Annotated in this window: 17 protein-coding genes, 1 tRNA gene and 1 pseudogene; 10 read left to right on the top strand and 9 right to left on the bottom strand. The window is 65.8% G+C overall.

Annotated features, from left to right (window positions below; translation table 11 throughout):
* Positions 1 to 314 precede the first annotated feature (314 nt).
* Positions 315 to 890, top strand: coding sequence for a TetR/AcrR family transcriptional regulator (locus tag IEW19_RS19250; protein WP_188573190.1), 576 nt, complete (start codon positions 315 to 317; stop codon positions 888 to 890).
* Positions 891 to 937: 47 nt separating this feature from the next.
* On the opposite strand, the gene pcrA is transcribed toward IEW19_RS19250, so the two are convergent.
* The gene (pcrA, locus tag IEW19_RS19245) at positions 938 to 3,502 is read right to left on the bottom strand and encodes a DNA helicase PcrA (protein WP_373283627.1); all 2,565 of its coding nucleotides are present in this window, start codon (positions 3,500 to 3,502) and stop codon (positions 938 to 940) included.
* A 397-nt stretch (positions 3,503 to 3,899) separates the two neighbouring features.
* On the opposite strand from pcrA, the gene IEW19_RS19240 reads away from it, so the two are divergent.
* Positions 3,900 to 4,040 (top strand): hypothetical protein, encoded by a 141-nt coding sequence (locus tag IEW19_RS19240; protein ID WP_188573188.1) that lies wholly within the window; start codon positions 3,900 to 3,902, stop codon positions 4,038 to 4,040.
* 34 nt (positions 4,041 to 4,074) lie between these two features.
* Here IEW19_RS19240 and IEW19_RS19235 read toward each other — a convergent pair whose 3' ends face one another.
* A complete protein-coding gene (locus tag IEW19_RS19235; RefSeq protein ID WP_188573187.1) occupies positions 4,075 to 4,482 on the bottom strand; it encodes a hypothetical protein in 408 nt (135 codons plus the stop codon).
* Positions 4,483 to 4,706: 224 nt separating this feature from the next.
* Complete coding sequence (locus IEW19_RS19230; protein WP_188573186.1) at positions 4,707 to 5,042, bottom strand: PadR family transcriptional regulator; 336 nt, start codon at positions 5,040 to 5,042, stop codon at positions 4,707 to 4,709.
* 197 nt (positions 5,043 to 5,239) lie between these two features.
* On the opposite strand from IEW19_RS19230, the gene IEW19_RS19225 reads away from it, so the two are divergent.
* Positions 5,240 to 5,770 carry a hypothetical protein gene (locus IEW19_RS19225; protein WP_188573185.1) on the top strand — a complete coding sequence of 177 codons (531 nt, stop codon included), beginning with the start codon at positions 5,240 to 5,242 and terminating at the stop codon, positions 5,768 to 5,770.
* Positions 5,771 to 5,855: 85 nt separating this feature from the next.
* Entirely contained in the window at positions 5,856 to 7,112 is a 1,257-nt protein-coding gene (locus IEW19_RS19220; protein ID WP_188573184.1) for a Vgb family protein, read from the top strand.
* A 95-nt stretch (positions 7,113 to 7,207) separates the two neighbouring features.
* Here IEW19_RS19220 and IEW19_RS19215 read toward each other — a convergent pair.
* A pseudogene (locus IEW19_RS19215) lies at positions 7,208 to 7,565 on the bottom strand (transposase); the annotation flags it as partial.
* Between the two features lie 473 nt (positions 7,566 to 8,038).
* Positions 8,039 to 8,869 (bottom strand): inositol monophosphatase family protein, encoded by an 831-nt coding sequence (locus tag IEW19_RS19210; protein WP_188573183.1) that lies wholly within the window; start codon positions 8,867 to 8,869, stop codon positions 8,039 to 8,041.
* Positions 8,870 to 8,901: 32 nt separating this feature from the next.
* Here IEW19_RS19210 and IEW19_RS19205 point away from each other — a divergent pair, with 32 nt between their 5' ends.
* The gene (locus tag IEW19_RS19205; protein WP_188573182.1) at positions 8,902 to 9,528 is read left to right on the top strand and encodes a hypothetical protein; all 627 of its coding nucleotides are present in this window, start codon (positions 8,902 to 8,904) and stop codon (positions 9,526 to 9,528) included.
* Here the strand turns inward: IEW19_RS19205 and IEW19_RS19200 are convergent.
* Complete coding sequence (locus tag IEW19_RS19200; protein WP_188573181.1) at positions 9,525 to 10,292, bottom strand: DUF998 domain-containing protein; 768 nt, start codon at positions 10,290 to 10,292, stop codon at positions 9,525 to 9,527. The two genes, IEW19_RS19205 and IEW19_RS19200, sit on opposite strands and share 4 nt — an antisense overlap.
* 82 nt (positions 10,293 to 10,374) lie before the next feature.
* Here IEW19_RS19200 and IEW19_RS19195 point away from each other — a divergent pair.
* From IEW19_RS19195 to IEW19_RS19185, 3 genes are all read left to right on the top strand, one after another.
* Positions 10,375 to 10,447: transfer RNA gene (locus IEW19_RS19195), tRNA-Arg, on the top strand.
* 1 nt (position 10,448) lies between these two features.
* Entirely contained in the window at positions 10,449 to 10,919 is a 471-nt protein-coding gene (locus IEW19_RS19190; protein ID WP_188573180.1) for a DUF6314 family protein, read from the top strand.
* A complete protein-coding gene (locus IEW19_RS19185) occupies positions 10,916 to 11,365 on the top strand; it encodes an NUDIX hydrolase (RefSeq protein WP_188573179.1) in 450 nt (149 codons plus the stop codon). Before IEW19_RS19190 ends, IEW19_RS19185 begins: the two co-directional genes overlap by 4 nt.
* Here the strand turns inward: IEW19_RS19185 and IEW19_RS19180 are convergent.
* Positions 11,362 to 13,275: an ABC transporter ATP-binding protein gene (locus tag IEW19_RS19180; protein WP_188573178.1), complete on the bottom strand. Its 1,914-nt coding sequence runs from the start codon at positions 13,273 to 13,275 to the stop codon at positions 11,362 to 11,364. The genes IEW19_RS19185 and IEW19_RS19180 overlap by 4 nt on opposite strands.
* Before the next feature lie 2 nt (positions 13,276 to 13,277).
* The gene (locus IEW19_RS19175; RefSeq protein WP_188573177.1) at positions 13,278 to 14,939 is read right to left on the bottom strand and encodes an ABC-F family ATP-binding cassette domain-containing protein; all 1,662 of its coding nucleotides are present in this window, start codon (positions 14,937 to 14,939) and stop codon (positions 13,278 to 13,280) included.
* A 251-nt stretch (positions 14,940 to 15,190) separates the two neighbouring features.
* Between IEW19_RS19175 and IEW19_RS19170 the strand changes: the two genes are divergently transcribed.
* Together IEW19_RS19170 and IEW19_RS19165 are read left to right on the top strand one after the other, a co-directional pair.
* Positions 15,191 to 15,922 carry a hypothetical protein gene (locus tag IEW19_RS19170; protein ID WP_188573176.1) on the top strand — a complete coding sequence of 244 codons (732 nt, stop codon included), beginning with the start codon at positions 15,191 to 15,193 and terminating at the stop codon, positions 15,920 to 15,922.
* Positions 15,919 to 16,656 (top strand): hypothetical protein, encoded by a 738-nt coding sequence (locus IEW19_RS19165; protein ID WP_188573175.1) that lies wholly within the window; start codon positions 15,919 to 15,921, stop codon positions 16,654 to 16,656. Before IEW19_RS19170 ends, IEW19_RS19165 begins: the two co-directional genes overlap by 4 nt.
* 227 nt (positions 16,657 to 16,883) lie before the next feature.
* On the opposite strand, the gene IEW19_RS19160 is transcribed toward IEW19_RS19165, so the two are convergent.
* Positions 16,884 to 19,916: an alpha-mannosidase gene (locus IEW19_RS19160; RefSeq protein ID WP_188573174.1), complete on the bottom strand. Its 3,033-nt coding sequence runs from the start codon at positions 19,914 to 19,916 to the stop codon at positions 16,884 to 16,886.
* Positions 19,917 to 20,011 lie beyond the last annotated feature (95 nt).

Raw genomic sequence — 20,011 nt, 5'->3', positions numbered from 1 at the left:
CGCCGGCCTGCAGAGGACGGCAGTAGCGGCTGGATGCGGGCCCATTGCCCATCAGTCAAAACGGAAGTACGCGACACCCATCAAGCATCCCGGATGCGGTCATCAGGCTTTGGGAGACACGCCCTAGTTCGTAGAGGCGCGCTGCGATGGTCCGGCCGACCATCCCGGTTCCAAGGACTGCTGTCTTCATGTTGTTCTCCCAGTGCTTCAGGACGCGTGGTCCTATGTGACGGATCGTTCCCAAGTTTGTGACGGATCGTTCCGTCTGTCAAACTTGGAGCAGCCAACGCGGTGGAATTAAAAGGAGTTGTGTGATGCGCAGGACGGGTGAGGAAAACCGGCGGAATGTTCTGGAGGTGGCAACGCGCCTGTTCTACACGCGGGGAATCAGGGCGGTGGGGATGGATACCGTCATCAAGGAATGCGGGGTCGGCAATGCAACCGTCTACCGCCAGTTCGCCACCAAGGACGCCCTCGCCACCGCGTACGTGGAGGGCCGCGCGGACGCATGGTTCGAGCGCATGCGCGAGGCCGCCGGTGAACAAGCGGATCCACGGGAAAAGCTCCTCGCCGTCTTTGAAGTGCTGGCCACGGACTGCGCCGGAAGTAGCTACCGGGGCTGCCCAATGCTGAATACCAATACGGAGTTCCCCGAGAGGCAGCACCCGGCCCACCTGGCAGCCGTCACCCACAAACAACAGGTTCGCGACTGGTTCCGCTCCCTGGCCGTTGATGCCGGAGCCGCCGCCCCCAATCGGCTCGCCGAAGAACTCCTCATCGTCCTAAATGGGGCTTACGCCACGGCAGCCGTCCTGGACGGTGGCACCTACGGAAAACGCGCCGTCGACCTGGCCCGTCGGCTCATCGCCGAGGCCTGCCCGGGAACGTAGTCCTTACCGCCCCGCCGCGAATCGGCGGGGCGGCGACCATCGAGGGCTCAGGCGTCGAGCTTGGTCAGCGGAGCGTACCGCAGCAGCAGTCGCTTTTCGCCGACGTCGAACTTCACCTTTGCCACGGTCTTGTCCCCCGCACCTTCAAGCGCCAGGACCGTTCCGTTGCCAAAACTGGTGTGGTTGACCTTGTCCCCCACGCTGACGGCGATGATCTCCTTCTGCGGCTGCACCCGGTTCTTGGCGATGAACGCCGGGACGTCTGCATTGAAGCCGGCGGAAGAGTCTGCCGCGGCGCCGCGGGCGGTGCCGGCACCCCAGAACGATCCGCTGTAGCGGCCTGAGCCAATCGAGCCCCCACCCCAGCCACCGGCCTGCCTGCTGGTTCCCTCCCGCTTCCATTCCAGGAGCTCTGCGGGGATCTCCTCCAGGAACTGGCTGGCGGGGTTGTACTGGCTCTGGCCCCACATGCTGCGCACCTCGGACCGGGTCACGTACAGCCGCTTGCGGGCACGGGTGAGGCCCACGTAAGCCAACCGGCGTTCCTCGGCCAGTTCCTTGGGGTCTGTAGCGGAGCGCTGATGCGGGAAAAGCCCATGCTCCATGCCGGTAAGGAAGACCACCGGGAATTCCAGCCCCTTGGCCGTGTGCAGGGTCATGAGCGTCACCACGCCCAGCCGTTTGGCCTCCGCCACGGCGGCGTCAATGTCCGCGCCGGGGGCATCCGGGATCTGGTCCGCGTCTGCCACCAGGGACACCTGCTCCAGGAACGCGCCGAGGCTTCCCTCCGGATTTTCCTGCTCGTACTCGCGCACAACGGCCACGAGTTCGGCCAGGTTCTCCACTCGGGACTCATCCTGCGGATCGGTGCTGGAGCGCAGCGCGGCAAGGTAGCCGGTCTGCTCCAACACCGCCTCGAGTGCCGCGGCAGCGCCGGACCCGGCGGCCACCTCGGCGAGATCGTCCAGCATTTTCACGAAACCCACGACGGCGTTCACTGAACGGGTGGCCATGCCGGGAGCCTGGTCCGCGCGGCGTGCGGCCGCCATGAAGGACGTGCGCTCGCGGCTGGCGAGGGCGGCCACGGCGCCCTCCGCACGGTCCCCGATGCCGCGCTTCGGTTCGTTTAGCACCCGGCGGAGGTTGACGTCGTCGTCCGGGTTCACCAGGACGCGCAGGTAGGCCAGGGCGTCCTTGATCTCCTTGCGCTCGTAGAAGCGGGTGCCGCCCACTACCTTGTACGGCAGGCCCACGCGCACCAGCACGTCCTCGATGGAGCGGGACTGGGCGTTGGTGCGGTAAAAAATGGCGACGTCCCCAGGGCGCAAGTTCTCCTCGTCCTGGAGTCGGTCGATCTCCTTGGCGATGAACTGCGCTTCGTCATGCTCGTTTTCGCCAACGTAGCCAATGATCTTGTGGCCTTCGCCCTCGGCGGTCCACAAGCGTTTCTCCGGCCGGTTGGGGTTTCGCGAGATCACCGAGTTGGCGGCACTCAGGATGTTCTGGGTGGAGCGGTAGTTTTGCTCCAGTTTGATGGTGCGGGCCTCTGGGTAATCCTTTTCGAACTCCACAATGTTCCGGATGTCCGCGCCGCGGAAGGCGTAGATGGACTGGTCCGAGTCACCCACCACGGTCAGCTCCGAGGCGCCCTGGCCCTCGCCCACGATCTCCCGGACCAGGGCGTACTGGGCATGGTTGGTGTCCTGGTATTCGTCCACCAGGACGTGGCGGAACCGGCGGCGGTAGGACTCTGCGAGCGAAGGGAACGCGCGGAACATGTAGACGGTTTCGGCGATGAGGTCGTCGAAGTCCATGGCATTGGCCTGGCGGAGCCGTTGCGTGTAGCCCTTGTAGACGTCCGCGACCGCGTGTTCAAAGGGGTCGTTGTAGTTGGCTGCCGAGGCATAGGAGTCGGCGTCGATGAGCTCGTTCTTCAACGCGGAGATCTTGTGCTGGATGGCCTTGGGCGCAAACTTCTTCGGGTCCAGGTCCAGGGCCTTCGAAACTTGGGTGACAAGCCGCAGGGAGTCGGCGGAGTCGTAGATGGAGAAGTTGGATTTCAGGCCGACGTTGGCCGCTTCCTGCCTCAGGATCCGCACGCAGGAGGAGTGGAACGTGGAGATCCACATGATCTTGGCACGGCCGCCCACCAGCGCCTCAATGCGCTCACGCATTTCCGCGGCCGCCTTGTTGGTGAAGGTGATGGCCAGGATTTCTCCGTGGTGGGCACGGCCGGTGGCGATCAGGTAAGCGATCCGGTTGCTGAGTACGCGGGTTTTTCCGGATCCGGCACCGGCAACGATCAGCAGCGCGGACCCGGCATGCTTGACCGCTTCCTCCTGCTGGGGATTCAACCCCTCCAGCAACTGCGCGGCGTCCGGACGGCTGCTGCCATGGTGCCGGCCGGCGTCGCTCCGGTTCCCGTCGTGCTGGCGGCCGTGGGGCTGGATGCCCTGCTGCCAGCCCCCGGACTGGTGTTGCCCGTCGGCATGCGGGTCCGGCATTCCTCCCGGGCCGGCCGTGGCGGAAACGCCTTCCGGCACCGTCCTGGTGCGGGCGGTGGAGGCAGGAGCGGCCTTGAACGGTCCGTCAGAGTACGGGTCAAACAACATATCCATGGTGCCTACAAGTCTAGGCGGTGGGACCGACAGCGCCTTCCGCCCTGTGGATTACGAGCCTTTGTGCACATAGGGCATGAGGGTAAGTCCCCATGTCACACCCTGGTGGAAGACTCTTTTTATGGAGGCGGTTTTGGGGACAGCGGCAGCAGTGCTGGGGGCGACGCGGCATGCGGCCCCTCCTGTTGGTAGGCCTCATGGGGCACTCGCCCTGAACATTACTGGCGGGCCGCATCTCTCGCCTGCGGCCCCGGCCGTAGCCGGCCAGCCGTACTCCTCGCCCGCTCCTCCGGGCGCCTGGGATGGGCTGCCGCGTTCGTCTGCTGCGCCTACCGTTGCTGATGCCTTGGCTGTTTTGGCTGCTGTTCCTGTGCCCGCGGATGGTGTGGGGATGGTTGAGCAGATGCGGCTGTGGGAGGACGTGAAGTGCCTGGCGGGCGCGCAGCAGGCCCGGCTTGCCGTGGCGTTGGATGTCCAGCAGCGAGGGGAGCAGGCCGCGGCCGGGGTGCCGGTGGCAGTGATGTTCCTATAGACAAGCCAAGGTCTTCAAAACGTGGGTCGGCGGACTACGGGCGGGGCAAAATAGGCCGACCTTTCTCATCGACAGTGAAGCTGTCGATGACTTTCCCCGTGGCCGTATCAATGATGACCACTGACTTAGCCGGCCAGGTTGGATCAGGGACAACGTCGAAGTGGACGTCGGAAATCGAGGTGACCTGGTGGGCGGCGTTCTTTGCTCTATTGAAGGCATCCACGATCTGCCCGGTGGTGGTATTTACTGCCACAGTTTCCTGGGGCAGGTCCTTTCCGCTCCCATCTGCTGGCGTCGAGTTCCACCAGCCTTCGTACCCCATTATCGTTTTGGATTCCGCCACCGCAGCGTAGTCCGTCTTTGGCTTTGCCGCGTTGATGCCAACTGCTGTCCCCCCAATAACGACAACAGCTACGCCGAACATGCTGAGTGCAAGCTTCATGTTTTTCCCCCTAGTGAAATGCGACAGCACTTGGTTGCCGCGGTGTACCAACTCGTGAAATCTGGCAATGGTTGACGAACAAAGCGCACCAACGAGGAGAGACGACTGGGAGATGCCCAGGCTGGGCCCATCCCGCAGGTCAGCTCTCCACTGTTCCTCCCGCACGGAACGGAGCCTCTCGGGCGTCAGTGCCACACATACAGTGAGGACGGCCTCTGTGCGGCTCATGCCCCGCACCACTGTCCTTCGCGCATGGCGGGACGGGGGCGTGAAGGGGATGTGGGAGCTTTAGCCTGCTGAACGTTCACGTAGTCCTGCGCCAGCGGGCGTGCCTCTGAGACCAGGCGGTAGTACCGCCGGCGCGGTCCCTTCCGACCCTCAGCACTGTCCCATTCCCCGATGACCCAACCCGCCGACTCCAGGCGATCCAGAATCGGGTAGATGGTGCCCGGTTTCTTTCCGACGTCCTTGACGATCTGTAGCCCCCATATTCGCTCCGCCGAAAGCAGTGCTTCGAGGACCATTGCGGTGGCCGGAGTTACGCGGCCTAAGTTCTTCATATCGCTAAATCTAGCTATATAGATTTAGAAGTCAAGCCCTAGATTTTCCGTAACAATCCGCCCTCTGGATCTGCCCGTGCCAGCGTTTAGGCCGCCGGGTGTCTCTGGTGCCCCGAGTTGGCGTCGTGCAGTGTAGGCCCTGCTTGCTTGGGGGCCGTAAGGAACGCTCCTGCAAGGTAGAAGGAGCGCCCGCCCGTATGAGCTATGACCAGGAGTATTCCCACCAGCAGCCATGGCTTTCGGAGCCAGGCGAAGGGGTCCTCTCGCCGTTGGACGCTGAGAAGTCGCGGCGGTGGCGGCTCGTCCTAGGGTGCAGTTCGGTGTGCTTGGGCCTTATGTCGGGCTTCTACGCCTATACGGACATCTCCGTGATCAACCGCGCCATGAATACCGCCACGACGTCCGGCGGCTACATCCTCGGCAGTGCCATGAGCCACGCCATCGCGATAATCGCGGTGTTCTGTGTGCTTGCCCTTGCCTACGTCGGCGTAGGGACCTGGAACATCGTTGCCCGGCTCTCCACAGCCAAGGCACCCCTGCTCGGCGCGATAATCCTGACGGCCGCGGCATCCGTCCTGATCGTCCTCTACATAACCACAAAGTCGTCGCCCGGAGGAGTTGAATTCAGCGCGCTCGGCCTGAACGCGCTCATCATCTCCCGATGCGCCATCGTCATGCGAATGAAAAAGGTCCCTGCCTATCCCGCAACTGCCGAATGGACCCACTGACCAGCCGATCTTTGCCATCCGGGGATAGAGTGCCGGCAGTATGCTCATCGAAGGTCTTCTTCTTGCAAGGTTTGGGGGTAGGTGCATGCGCTTCACCGCGGGCACAGTTGTGGCTGTCGCTGGCAGCATCCTGTTGATTGGTGCTGCCCCGTCGATGGCATCCGGGGATGTCGTTTATGTTGGTCAATTCCCTCTCGGCGTTGTCGTCGACGCCGAGGGCACTGCGTACATTGGCGACACCGGAGGAGTCCACGTTCTTCCCACGGGCGCAAGCACGCCAACCAAGACGCTCATGACGGGTGTCTCCCCGAAGGGACTGGCATTGTCTGCGGACGGCACCCTGTTTGTCGAGGGGCCGGCCTTGGGGGACCAACCACAGGAAAAACTGACGGTAATACCCGAGGGCTCCTCTGCCGTTGCGCGCACCATTCCGCTGAGTCTCGGCGCCCACCTCATATCCGCGGCGGCCGACGGCACTGTTTTTGTTCCCAACCCGGAACTGGGGACAGTGTCAATCATCCCGCCGGGAGCCGACGCACCTGCTCACGAGGTCACCGTCGGCCCCAATCCCAAGGAAGTCGCCGTAGCCCAGGACGGCACCGCCTACGTGACCAACCAGGACGGCGGGACCGTCTCGGTGATCGCCCCGGGCGCCGGCACGGTTTCCCGCACCATTGATGTCAGGAAGTCGCCTGACAGCGCCGGCGCTCCGCACGGGATTGCAGTAGGCCCGGACGGCGCGATCTACGTCACTAACATCACCTCAAACGATGTGGCGGTGATCAAGCCGAGGGAGTCAGCCGTCTCCTACCGTGTGCCGGTTCCGGGCGGACCAAAGGAAATCGCGGTTGGCCCGGACAGCACTGTCTATGTTCTATCCGAGAACAGCAGCCTCAACGTCATCCCACCGAGCGAAACGAGTGTCCGCCGCAGCCAGCCGACGGCCCGGAACCCCGGGCATCTCGCCGTCGCTCCCAGCGGGTCCGTCCTGGTCACTAACACCGCCGATATGTCCGTGACGGTCTTCCCGGCCCAGGACCTGAGCATCCCCGCGCTAGCGGCTGTCAAGGCCCAAGCTGCACAGGCGCAGGCTGAGGCAGAGGCAAATTCAACAGAACCCACGGCTCAGGCCAGCTCAGTCACCACGGGGAACGGCATCATGGCCAATCTTCCGGTCATCGTCGGCACCGTGGCCGCGGCCATCCTGATTGGGGCCGCCGCGTTGATCCTGGCCGGCAGAAGGCGCAGGCGTTCTGGAGCTGCCCAGGGCGCAGCAACATTAGAGCCCTCGGCAGAGGATCCTGAAAGATCTGCTGTCCTCTCGGATCACACGCCGTACTGAGCGTCCGGGTTTCCGTGATGCGGCCAACGCTCCTTCCGTGTTCGACAAGGATCGCTTGACGGGGATGGGTCGGTGTTGGCGTGAGGGCGGCTGCCCTAGCTGCATTGACAGCTGAGCTCTTGCTCGTCAGCCAGCACGGGACAAGTCCCGTGCTGGCTGTAGTAAATTTCGCGGGCAATGAAGCGTTTGAGGCAGCGGATGGCGTCGGAGGAGGAGTGTCCCTGGGCTCGTTTCCGGTCGCGGTATGCCTGGCTTCTTGGGTCGTACCTCAGGCGGCTAATCGCAATGAGGTAGATGACTCTGTTTGCGTGGCGGTTACCCGCCCCGGTGAAGCCTCATGCGGTTTGATTTTCCGGAGGACACCGGAATGGGTGCGACACCGCAGAGCCGGGCGAAAGCGGCTTCTTTACGGAAACGCTCAAAGTTTTCGCCGGCGGTTATGAGTAGTTGGGCGACACTGACGGTGCTGGGCCTGGCCAAGAGGGTGTTTCATAGAGTGTGTAAGGGGCCGGTCTCTAACTAGGGTTTGACCTGCGGTTTTACCTTTAAAAGGACGGGCCCTCTTGGCCGAAATCAGTACGACAACCAACCTTCTGGAAGGCGTTTTGAGCGCCGACCAGATCGACGCTCGGGTCCCTGGCCTGCGCCATACCGTGGCAACAACAACCCCCACCGGCCACACCTACCACTCCACGGCACCACCACTGCCGGGGACAGCACCGCCCGCCACCCCTCCGGACGGCGCACTCCAAGCGGGTACTCCCCCAGCGTCACGCTCAGTGGAGGCTCGAGCAGGCACGCTTTCCCCTCTGCCTTCAACGGTCCGCGCGCGCAACGGCGATTGCAGCGGCGGAGGAAGTGGCACTGGCAACAAGAGACGGGCGCCCAACCGGCCTCCAGACCGGCAACCAGTGCTGTGGTGAGGCTTAGGTTACCGAGCCTGACTGAAGGGCTGCACGCAACTGGCGGACCGCCGTCGTTCCTCCTGCCAGGAACCACTCCAGCCCGTTGACGCGGACAGTATCCACGGCGCCCCCTGCTGCGCGGACGATCGCCTCGCCTGGCAGCCAGTCCCATTCCGGGCAGCTGTGCTGGAACCAGCATCCCAGCTGCCCGTCCGCCACTCGGCCCAGGTCGCAGGAACCGGACCCCAACATGCGTAGGGACGCGGCGGATGTGGCCGCAGCATGCCACGGCATGGCGCACATGGGATCCATCAGCCACGTGGGGTGGATGTAGGTGGCCGCGCCAAGCTCAGCAACATCGGTGGTGTTGCGCTTGCCGTCGTGTTCGGTGAAAGCCGTCAGCGGATCACCGTTGCGGGTGGCGGGCCGGTCCCGGCCGCCGAGCCAGAGTTTGTCCTCCTCCGGCTGGAAGACGGCGCCGAGCAGCACGTCGGCGGAATCCTTCAGCGCGATGGCGGAGCACCAGTAGGTGGAGCCGTGCAGGAAGTTGTAGGTGCCGTCCACGGGGTCGATCACCCAGGTACGGCCGCTGGTTCCCTGGACTGATGCGCCTTCCTCGCCGAGGATGCCGTCTCCCGGCCGGCAGCGCTGCAACTGCTCCAGCACGTAGGCCTCGGCGGCGTGGTCCGCCGCGGTTACCACGTCGGAGACGGACGTCTTTTGTTCCGACTGCAGGCCGGCCATGCGCATGAGGAGCGCAAGCTGTCCGGCCTCGCGGACCAGGGCCGCCGCCAGTTCGTAGTCATCCAGGGAAGGGTCAAGAACAGCTGCGCTGTGTCGGCCAGTGGTCATGGGTTCAGTTTATGGGGCGCGATAATGGTGCCATGGCCAAAACCCCTGCCCAGCGGATCAAGAAGCACGGCGCCAACGCGGCGGTGCCGCAGCATCACCTGCCACCGGTGGTCAACCCCACCACGGCGCGCACACCGGAGAAGGCGCAGGGCAACAGCAACCTGATTGTGATTGCCGGCGTGGTGGCCAGCCTGTTCCTGTTCTGGTACCTGCACCTGCTGACCTTGACACAGCTCACGCAACTTTCTGATGGGCTGGCCATGCCGGATGCCCTTGTGGGCGGTTTCGACGCCGCCTACATCGGCCGGCTGCAGGCGGCAATGAACAGCGACGCCCTGGGACAGCTGAACTACGTCCACAAGACGGCGGGCACCCTCTTTCCGCTGATTTTCGGGTTCACATGGCTCCTGCTCATTGGCACCAACGTCGCTCGGAAGGCGCTGCGCTGGGCGCTCTGGGCTTTGCCCATGCTGTTTGTGGTGGTCCGGCTGTGGGGGAACGTTGCCATTGACGCGATGATGGGCACGGCAGGTCCCGACGCCGGCCAGGTTGCCTTGGCATCCAGCCTCACCGTTGCCGGCTGGGTACTTTTGGTGCTGAGCCTCCTCGCCGGGGCGGCGGCGGTCTTCCTCAACCGACGGAACCGGAACGTCAGCTAGGCGACACTTGCCCCGGCTGCCGCTGCCCGCTGTTCCTTCCGGCGCCGGTGCACCCGCTGGGCGATCACCAGCCCGGCGGCGGCCATCCCCACGGTGACCGGATAGCCCATCAGCCGTTCCAGGGTGCCGGGCTCGGGCACCTGCATGCGCGTCAGGCCCCCGGTGGCCAATGCCGCCAGGGACACGGCGCCGCACGCCAGCAGGAACCAGGCCACCGGGGTCTGCCGCAACCAGAGGATCCCCAGCACGGCCAGTGCGGCCGCGCCGGCGAGGAAATAGGTGACGGCGCCAACGTAGTGCCACGGTGAATGCAGGTCCTCCGGGACCAGCCCCACGGTCACTGTTCCGGCCCCGGCCGCACCGGTCAGCAGCCGCACCCACACTGCGGCGAGCAGCGGTGTCCGGCGGTTCCGGTCGATGCGGGCACCGTGGCGGGCCGCCACGCACAACAGCCCCGATGTCAGCAGCACCGCGCCCAGCAGCAGTCCCAGGCCCTGGAGCACGAACGAGGCGTTCATCAGCCAATTCAGCGGCGAGCAGACATCCCGGCCGGAATAGGTTCCGCAGTGCAGGGCGCCGAGGTCGCTGATGTAGCCGGTCCTCAGGTCGTACGGGCGTGGACCTGCCCAGGCGATGGCCACCACCGCTTCGGCCAGGAAGTACTGGAGGACGCTCAACACCGACCACGCGCCGATGGAGTGCCGGGTGGATGCCGTGTCCGGCAGGTAGGCGGCAGCGGGAGCGGCAGTCGGGGCTGGACTCATGCTTTGAGCGTAGTACGGCCCGGCACCTTGTATGCTTGTAACCGTGTTCGGACCAGCCGGCCCCGCCGGTTGCCGAATGCCCGCCCTCGTAGCTCAGTGGATAGAGCACGGCTCTCCTAAAGCCGGTGTCGTTGGTTCGATTCCAATCGAGGGCACTTGAACTCCAGTCCCCCGCAGTCCCTCCTTCGCGCCTACCTCCTGGGCAGCCGGCCAGGTGCGCACGCGGGCCGGTGGCGCGTGGAGCGTGACCTGCTGGACCGGTCGGACGGCACCCGCGGAACCTTTTCCGGCGTCGTGCTCTACACCGCAACGGACGACGACGGCCTGGCCCTTCGCGAGGAAGGCACCATGCGCTGGCCTGCTTTCACAGGTCCCGCCTCACGGGAGTACGTGCTGAAGGCGTCCCCGCGGCCGGACGCCCTGGACGTGTTCTTCCCGGACGGCCGCCCGTTCCACCGGATGAGCTTTGCCCAGGACGCCAGCCAGGACGGGCACTGGTGCGATCCCGACACGTACCGCGTGTCCTACACCCGCCAGGGTCCCGACGCATTCAGCTACAGCTGGGACGTCACCGGCCCCCGCAAGGACCTGCTGCTCGTCTCGCACCTGGTCCGGGAGGCTCTGTGAAGGACCGCATCGTGGTCTCCGCCGTCTGCGTGTTCGACGACGCCGGCCGGCTGCTGACTGTGCGGAAGCGCGGCACCACCATGTTCATGCACCCCGGTGGCAAGCCCGAGCCGGGCGAGACAGCCGTCCAGGCCGCAGCCCGGGAGCTCGAGGAAGAAGCGGGCATCATCATCGACGCGCGTGAACTGGTGCTGATGGGCGTGTGGATCGCCGACGCAGCCAACGAGGCCGCGACTGACATTGAAGCCACCGTCTTTACCGCTCCGGGGACCTGGTCAGCCCACCCTTCCGCTGAGATTGCCGAGATCCGCTGGCTGGACCTGGACGTCCTGGCTTCCGGCGCCGGACACACTGGGGACCTGGCGCCGCTGCTGACAGACCACATCCTGCCCCTGCTGGCAGGACGTCCAGCGGCGGAGGCACAGGCCGCGCCGCATCACCCCTAGAACTCGGGGACTGCCTCCTGCGCCACGGCGGTGGCTTCGGCGAACTGCGTCCGGTACAGCTCGGCGTAGCGGCCCCCGGCGGCCAGGAGCTCGGTGTGCGGTCCACGTTCCACGATGCGGCCGCCCTCCACCACCAAGATCACGTCGGCCGCGCGGACGGTGGACAGCCGGTGGGCAATCACGACGGCGGTCCGCCCCTCAAGCGCGGCGCCAAGGGCTGCCTGCACGGCCGCTTCGTTCGTGGAGTCCAGCGCTGCCGTGGCCTCGTCGAGGATGACGACGCGGGGCTGGGCGATGAGGAGCCGGGCGATGGTCAGCCGCTGGCGTTCACCGCCGGAGAGCCTGTAGCCGCGCTCCCCCACCACCGTCTCCAGCCCGTCCGGCAGGGACCTGATCATTGCCTCCAGCCGGGCCTGCCGCAGGACGTCCCACATGTCTTCCTCGGTGGCATCCGGCCGGGCCAGCCGGAGGTTGGAGGCGATGGTTTCGTGGAACAGGTGGCCGTCCTGGGTCACCATTCCCAGGGTGTCCCGAAGTGAATCGAACGTGGTGTCCCGCACGTCCAACCCGGTCCCCGGCGTGGTGCCGCCCAACCGCACGGCGCCGGAGTCGACGTCGTACAGCCGCGACAGAAGCTGGGCGATGGTGGACTTGCCGGCACCGGAGGAACCCACCAGCGCCACCGTCTGGCCGGGCTCCACCCGGAAGCTGACGCCATGCAGCACTTCCTCGCCGCCCCGGGTGTCAAGGGTGGAGACTTCCTCCAGGGAGGCCAGGGAGACCTTGTCCGCGGAGGGGTAGGCGAACCGGACGTTGTCGAACTCCACGGAAACAGGCCCGGCAGGAACGGGCACGGCGTCCGGCTTCTGCTGGATCAGCGGTTTCAGGTCCAGGATTTCAAACACCCGTTCAAAGCTGACCAGCGCACTCATGATTTCCACCCGGGCGTTGGACAGTGCCGTCAGCGGGGCGTAGAGCCGGGTCAGCAGCAGCGCCAGGACCACCACGTCGCCGGGCGCCAACTGCCCGCCCAGGGCAAGCCAGCCGCCAAGGCCGTACACCAGCGCCAGCGCGAGCGCGGACACCAGGGTCAGGGCCGTGACGAATGTGAACTGCAGCATGGCCATCCGGACGCCGATGTCACGGACACGGCCTGCGCGGGCAGCAAACTCGCGGGATTCCTCGTCCGGGCGGCCGAACAGCTTGACCAGCGTGGCGCCCGGCGCGGAGAACCGCTCCGTCATCTGGGTGCCCATGGCGGCGTTGTGTGCGGCGGCCTCGCGGCGCAGGTCTGCCAGCTTGGAACCCATGCGCCGGGCCGGGATCAGGAAGATCGGCAGCAGCACCATGGCGAGGACCGTCACCAACCAGGACCTGTTGAGCATCACGGCCAGCGTCAGGATCAGCGCCACCGAGTTGCTCACCACGCCGGAGAGGGTGCCGGCGAAGGCGGACTGCGCCCCGATGACATCGTTGTTGAGGCGGCTGACCAGCGCCCCCGTGCGGGTACGGGTGAAGAAGGCAATAGGCATGCGCTGCACATGGTCGAACACCCGGGTGCGCAGGTCCACGATGACGCCTTCGCCGATGGTCGAGGACAGCCAGCGGGTCAGCAGTCCCACCGCCGCTTCCCCGACGGCCACGATGGCGATCAGTACGGCCAGCCAGATCACGGTGCCGGCGTCCGTCTTGGCGATGATGGCGTCAACCACCTGGCCGGCGAGCACCGGGGTGGCGACGGCCAGGAAGGCAGCGGCGATGGAGGAGAGTACAAAGGCGATGAGCTTGCCCTTGTGCGGGGCAGCGAAGGCCATCACCCGCTTCAAGGTTTCCTTGGAGAACGGCTTGGAGCCGCTCTTTGCGGTGCTGATGTTGTACAGCGAACTCCAGGCCACGCGGTCCATGCTCATGTTTAGTTCTCCTGGCTTGCAGTGTGATGGAGCTCCTGGACCGTGCCGTTTTCCAGGTGCCACCGGTAGTCGAGGCGGACGTTTTCAAGCAGCCGGCGGTCGTGGGTGACCAGCAGCAGGGCCCCGTCGTAGCTTTCAAGGGCCTCTTCCAGCTGCTCAATGGCCGGCAGGTCGAGGTGGTTGGTGGGTTCGTCCAGCACCAGCAGGTTCACGCCGCGGGCCTGGAGCAGCGCCAGGGCCGCGCGGGTCCGCTCCCCCGGGGACAGGGAATCCACGGTCCGCGACGTGTGGTCTGCCCTAAGGCCAAACTTAGCCAAAAGCGTGCGGACATCGGCGCTGTTCCAGTCCGCCAGCACTGCTTCGACGGCATCGCCCAGAGGCTGGCTGCCGTCCAGCAGCCCGCGGGCCTGGTCAATCTCGCCGACGGCGACCGTTGCACCCATGGAGGCGTCGCCGTCGTCCGGGGCCTGGGTTCCCAGCAGCAGGCGCAGCAAAGTGGATTTGCCGGCGCCGTTCGGGCCGGTGATGCCTATGCGCTCGCCGCCGTTGAGCTGGAGGTTGACCGGTCCCAGCGTGAAGTCGCCCTGGCGTGCCACCACGTTGCGCAGGGTGGCGACGACGGCGCTGGAGCGCGGCGCCTGGCCGATGCTGAACTGGAGCTGCCATTCCTTGCGGGGCTCCTCCACCACGTCCAGCCGGGCGATGCGGGATTCCATCTGCCGGACCTTCTGGGCCTGCTTCTCTGAGGACTCCGTGCTGGCCGCCCGCCGGATCTTGTCGTTGTCGGGATTCTTCTTCATGGCGTTCCGGACACCCTGCGAGCTCCACTCGCGCTGGGTGCGGGCACGGGACACCAGGTCTGCCTTGGTGGCGGCAAACTCCTCGTACTTCTCGCGGGCGTGCCGCCGCGCCACGGCGCGTTCCCCGAGGAAGGAGTCGTAGCCGCCGTCGTACACGGCAACACTGTTTTGAGCCAGGTCGAGTTCCACCACCCGGGTCACGCAGCGGGCCAGGAACTCGCGGTCGTGGCTGACCAGCACCACCCCACCCCGCAACCCCGTTACGAAGTTTTCAAGGGTGGCCAGGCCCGCGAGGTCGAGGTCGTTGGTGGGCTCGTCCAGCAGCACCACATCGAAGCGGCTCAGCAGCAGGGCAGCCAGCGCCACCCGGGCCGCCTGGCCGCCGGAAAGTCCTGTCATCAGCGCGTCCGGGCCCGCTTCCAGCCCCAAGTCTGCCAGCACGGCAGGAATGCGGTCATCAAGGTCAGCGGCACCGGAGGCCATCCAACGGTCGAAGGCGCGGGTGTAGGCATCATCCGCGCCCGGAGCGCCCGAGCCCAAACCCTCCGCCGTGGATTCCATCTCGTCTGTCGCTTCGGCGCAGCCGGTGCGGCGGGCAATGTAGCCGGCCACTGTTTCACTCGGGACACGCTCGTGTTCCTGCGGCAGCCAGCCAACGAAGGCATCGGAAGGGGCAAGGCTGACCGAGCCTCCCTGGGGCTGGTCAACACCGGCAAGGAGGCGCAGCAGGGTGGATTTTCCGGCGCCGTTTGCGCCCACAACGCCTACCACGTCGCCGGGGGCAACAGTCAGCGAGAGCCCGGTAAAGAGCGTGCGGTGCCCATGGCCGCCGGAGACGTCCTTGGCAACAAGGGTTGCAGTCATCTATTCGTCCTTTCGCCGCTGCCCGGACAGCCGTTGACGGCCGGCAGAGGCGGCGGAAACCGGGGCCGCGGCGCCGCTGGGGCTGCAGGACATAGAAGAACCCGCTGGTCCGGACTTGGGGGGTGTACGGACCAGCGGGCTCGACCATCAACTATAGTCGAATGCGGCCCATGGACAAAATCCGCGGCACCACGGGCCCTTGGGCAGCACGGTAAAATCATCCACACCACCCGTTCTGCAGAGAGTCCTCCATGACGCTTCCCGCCAAGGCGTTCCAGCGCTGGCTGCAAGGCATCGCGCCCGATGCAAGCACTGCCGACGTCTGCCGGGTCTCAGGGATCAAGCGCACCACGCTCGCCCAGCAGCTGGTCCGGGGCAAGGTCTCCGTGAGCACCGTGGTCAGCATCAGCCGCGCCTACAAGATCAACCCGGTCGCAGCGCTCGCCGGATTCGACGCCTACCGCGCCCTGGCAGGCCCGCCCCGCCCACCTACAAGGAATGAGTTGGTAAGCCAGGTTTCCAGCGCCGACCTCCTCCACGCGCTTCTGGCCCGCCCGGCCATGGACGCCCTCCGGGGCGCAGTTGCCCCTGCCCTCAGCCCCGCCCCGCACGCCACCTCCGTGAAGAACTGGGTCGATGCGATAGACGACGGCGAGGTCCGGCACCGTGTTTCGGCCTCCACGGGGGTGGCCCCGCAAAACTATTCCGCCCAATTGACCGCCAACCGGCTGTCCCCCGAGCTTGCCATGGCCACGGCACTGGCAGCGGGGGTGGGACCGGCCGGCGGACTGGTGGCCACCGGGGTCATCACGGAGGAGGAAGCCGGCTGGCCCCCCGGAGCCCGGCAGGCGGCGCTGGACAGCCTCTCCGACGGAGAACTCACAGCGCTTGCGGGAGACAGGCTTCAGGCACTGGGCAAGGTGTTGCGCCGCCAAGAGCAGGACCAGGCGCAGACAGAAAGGATTTGGGAGAACCTGGGATGATCGAGACCCTTCAATGGACCACGCTGGCGATTTGCGCACTCATGGCGGTGGCCCGCATTCCCAGCACACTCCGACGCGAAAACCGCTCCCTGTTCGGCATCTTCGCCTCGATGACCGTGGCAATCCTGCTGAGCATCCAGGGCCCCTACCTCATTATCGACCAGGCACTGGGCGGGACCAACCTGGCCAACCTGTTGCTGCGGTTCGTTATCTTCGGCGCCATCTTCTTCATGGGCCTCCGCATTTCCAAGGGGTTCGGCGCGGACAGCGTCTACCGGCTGATTACTGGAAGGACCGGGCTGCTGGTCCTGCTCGCTGTCTCGGTGGTCATGGTTGCCCTGTTTTTCTCCATGGACACTGCCGGTTCCTCGGCCGGGCTGACTGCCATCTCCGCGAAAGACGCGCGCCACTTCGCGCTCGTTGAGTACTACGGTGCGGCAGGCCGGGCCTACCCCGCGTACGTTGCACTGGCCCTGATACCGGCCATGGTGCGCGCGGTGCAGGACCGGCTCCCCATCCTGATCCGCATCGCGGCCGGGTTACTGGCCGTCGGCGGAGTGGCAGTTGCGCTCACGCTGCTGTTTCCGCTGATCCCGCCTTCCATGGGACAAATTGAGTTCATCATCAACTACACAGCAGTGTTGTGCTTCGTCATTGGGCTGGCCCTGATCTGGGTCGCCAAGCTGATCCGTGGGCGGACCGGAGCAAGCCGCAGGACATCTACCGAAACGTAACGTCCGCCGACTTTCACAAAATCATTAGAATATGAAACAATCATGAATGTGTGAAGGTGGGGCCGCCAAGCGCTTTCGAACGGGGATAAATTCTGAAGCGCCGGGAGCCCCGGGGGCCTTTGCGCACATTGGGGGGATGAGTGGTGGCGGACCGTTGGGGACCGCCCCCACTCAGCCTGTTTAAGGGCCGTCCCCGCCACCGGACCCCCATCAATGCCTGAGCCCGGCTACTTCCGGGCGAAGCGCAGTGTCACCAGCTGGAATGGCCGAAGCGTGAGCTCGACACCGCTGCCCGCCGGCACAACGCCAGGATCTTCGGCGGCGCGCTCCAGGAGATCCGTAGGCGCAACGACCCGCACCGGGAAGTTCGCCGTGATGCTTCCCGTGGAACGTTTTCCCAGCGACTCGTAGAGCCGGACCACCACGTCGCCGGAACCGTCCTCGGCCAGCTTGACCGCTTCGATGACCAAGGCGGGGTTGCTGACGGAGAAGAGCGGGTCCACTGCAGCGGCGCCGCGGACCAGCCGGGGTGCAAGGTTGGTCCGGTAGCCCTCCTGGACGGCATCGGCAATGCCGGCACCCGGACGGATGGCCACGGTCAGTTCGTGGCGTCCGCGGTCGGCGTCGGGATCGGGGAACTTTGGTGCCCGCAGCAGGGAGAGGCGCACCGTCGTGGTGGTTCCGCCGTCGGATTCCCTGACGCTCCTGCCCACGTCGTGGCCGTAGGTGGATGAGTTGGTGACCGCCACGCCGTAGCCGGGTTCACCCACGTGGATCCATCGGTGGGCGCAGATTTCGAACTTCGCGGCCTCCCAGGACGTGTTGGTGTGGGTGGGCCGGAAGACGTGGCCGAACTGCGTTTCGGCAGCGGACCGGTCAGCCCGCACATCGAGGGCGAAGCCGAGCTTCAGCAGCTTCTCGCGCTCCTGCCAGTCCACGGAGGTGGTGATTTCCAGGGACAGGCTTCCGGGGGCGAGCGTTATGCGCTGGGTCAGCGGCGAGCCGCCCGCCAACCGTTCCACCACGACGACGGCACTGCCGCCTTCGCTGCCCAGACGGACCGACTCCGCGTGGACCAGCCGCGTGACGTTGCGGCGGTAGAACTCGTCGATGTCCCAGGCGTCCCACTCGTTGGGAGTATCCCGGTGCAGTTCCAGCAGGTTGCCGCGCTGGCCGGGGGCGATCGCTTCACGGCCGCTGGCATGGTCGCGCAGGGAGGCAAGGAGTCCGTCGGCGTCCACCACTGCCCTGATGATCCCGTTGTCCAGGATGTAGCCACCGTCGTGGGGTGTGGCCTGCGCCGGCTCCTGGCTCAGCACCGGTTCCCCTGCCGCCAGCGCGGAAACCCCGTCCCTGGGATGCGGCGCGGCGTTGAGCAGGAATTGTTTGTCACCCGGGCCCAACATGGCTGCGGCAGCCTGGCCCACCAGTGACTCGAGGGCGGTTTCGATGGCCTGGTAGTTGCGCTCGGCATCCTGGTGCACCCAGGCGATTGAGCTGCCGGGAAGAATGTCATGGAACTGCTGCAGCAGCACCAGACGCCACAGGCGTTTGAGCTCGGCGCCGGGGTACTCATAGGCACCGCCGGTGCGGACAGCCGCCGTGGCGCACCACAGCTCAGCTTCACGCAGCAGGTGCTCGCTGCGCCGGTTGCCCTTCTTGGTGCGGGCCTGGCTGGTGTACGTGCCGCGGTGCAGCTCGAGGTACATCTCGCCCACCCAGACCGGCAGGGCCGTGTAGTCTTCCTCGGCCTGCCGGAAGAAGCTTTCCGCGGACCCGATCCTGACTTTGGGTGATCCTTCCAGGTCTGCGGTGCGGGCAGCAGCGGCGAGCATTTCGCGGGTGGGGCCGCCGCCGCCGTCGCCATAACCGAATGGCACCAGCGATACCGAGCCCCGGCCGTGGTCCCGGTAGTTGCGCTCGGCGTGCGCCAGGTCCCGGCCACTGAGGTCGGAATTGTAGGTGTCCACCGGGGGGAAGTGCGTGAACAGCCGGGTGCCGTCGATTCCCTCCCAGTTGAAGGTGTGGTGCGGCATCCTGTTCGTCTGGTTCCAGGAGATCTTTTGCGTGAGGAACCAGCGGCTGCCGGCGGCTTTCACGATCTGGGGCAGGGCGGCGCTGTACCCGAACGAGTCCGGGAGCCACGCTTCCAGGCACTCGACGCCGAACTCGGCCAGGAAAAAGGCCTTGCCCTCCACGAACTGCCGGGCCATGGCTTCGCCGCCGGGCATGTTGTTATCCGATTCCACCCACATGCCGCCGACCGGAACGAACTGGCCCGCCCGCACCTTTTCCCGGATCCGGCTGAACAGTTCCGGGTACAGCTCCTTGATCCAGGCAAGCTGCTGGGCCGAGGAACAGGAGAAGACAAAGTCCGGGTCTTCGTCCATGAGGGCCACCACGTTGGAGAATGTCCTGGCGCACTTGCGGATGGTTTCCCGCACCGGCCACAGCCAGGCGGAATCGATGTGCGCATGGCCCGTGGCAACCAGTTGGTGCGCCGATGCATATGCGGGCCTGGCGAGGACTTCGGCGAGCGCCTGCCGTCCCGCCGCAGCGGTCCCGGGGACGTCGTCGGGGTCCATCACGTCCATCATGTTTTCCAGGGCCCGGAGGATCTCGTGGCGGCGGGGAAGCTCCAGCGGGAGTTGTTCCATGAGGCCGCCCAAGGTCCAGACATCCTGCTGGAGTTCCCAAACGCACTGGTTGAATTCAGCGATGGCGATATTGCCCAGCCGGTACTGCGGGGCTCCCCCGGCAGTCGCCTTGTCCCCCAGGGGGGTGGCGGCAAAGGTCCAGCCCTGCGCCATGTCCGGGTTCGCGGCCGCTTCCACGTAGAAGTCCACCGCCATGCCGCTGCCCAGCAGCTTCAGCGGGATGTACTGGTTACGGGGTGAGATGGCCTTGATGATGCTGCCGTCCGGCCGCCATGCGGTCCCCTCGCACTGGAATCCGGGCGCTTCGGTGGTGAACCCCAGGTCCACCACTATCTCCACCGTGGTGTCCGGGCCGCCGCCCCAGGATTCGGGTACCTCCCCTTGCAGCCGCAGCCAGGTGGTGCCCCATGGCCGTCCCCAAGCGGCGCCGTGCTCCTGCGGCTGGAACTCCTGTCGCATCGCTTCGAGCGCGGGGACCGGTTCATCAGGGACTTCCCAGCTGCTCAGGGCAAGCGGGACCGTCCTGCTGTAAACGGCAGGGGCAATGCGCTCGCGCACAAATCTCGCCAGGCGGACTTCCGTGATCCTGCGGTCGTCATGCAATATAGGTCCTCTTTAGGCTTGAGACTGGATCATCGTGTCCATTCGATGGACAAATCTACCGGCTGGCAACCCTGCAACCAAGCCCCTCTGCCAAG

This window comes from Arthrobacter liuii (genome assembly GCF_014639275.1).
GTDB classification, from domain to species: domain Bacteria; phylum Actinomycetota; class Actinomycetes; order Actinomycetales; family Micrococcaceae; genus Arthrobacter; species Arthrobacter liuii.
This window is presented reverse-complemented; position numbering and strand designations above follow the sequence as displayed.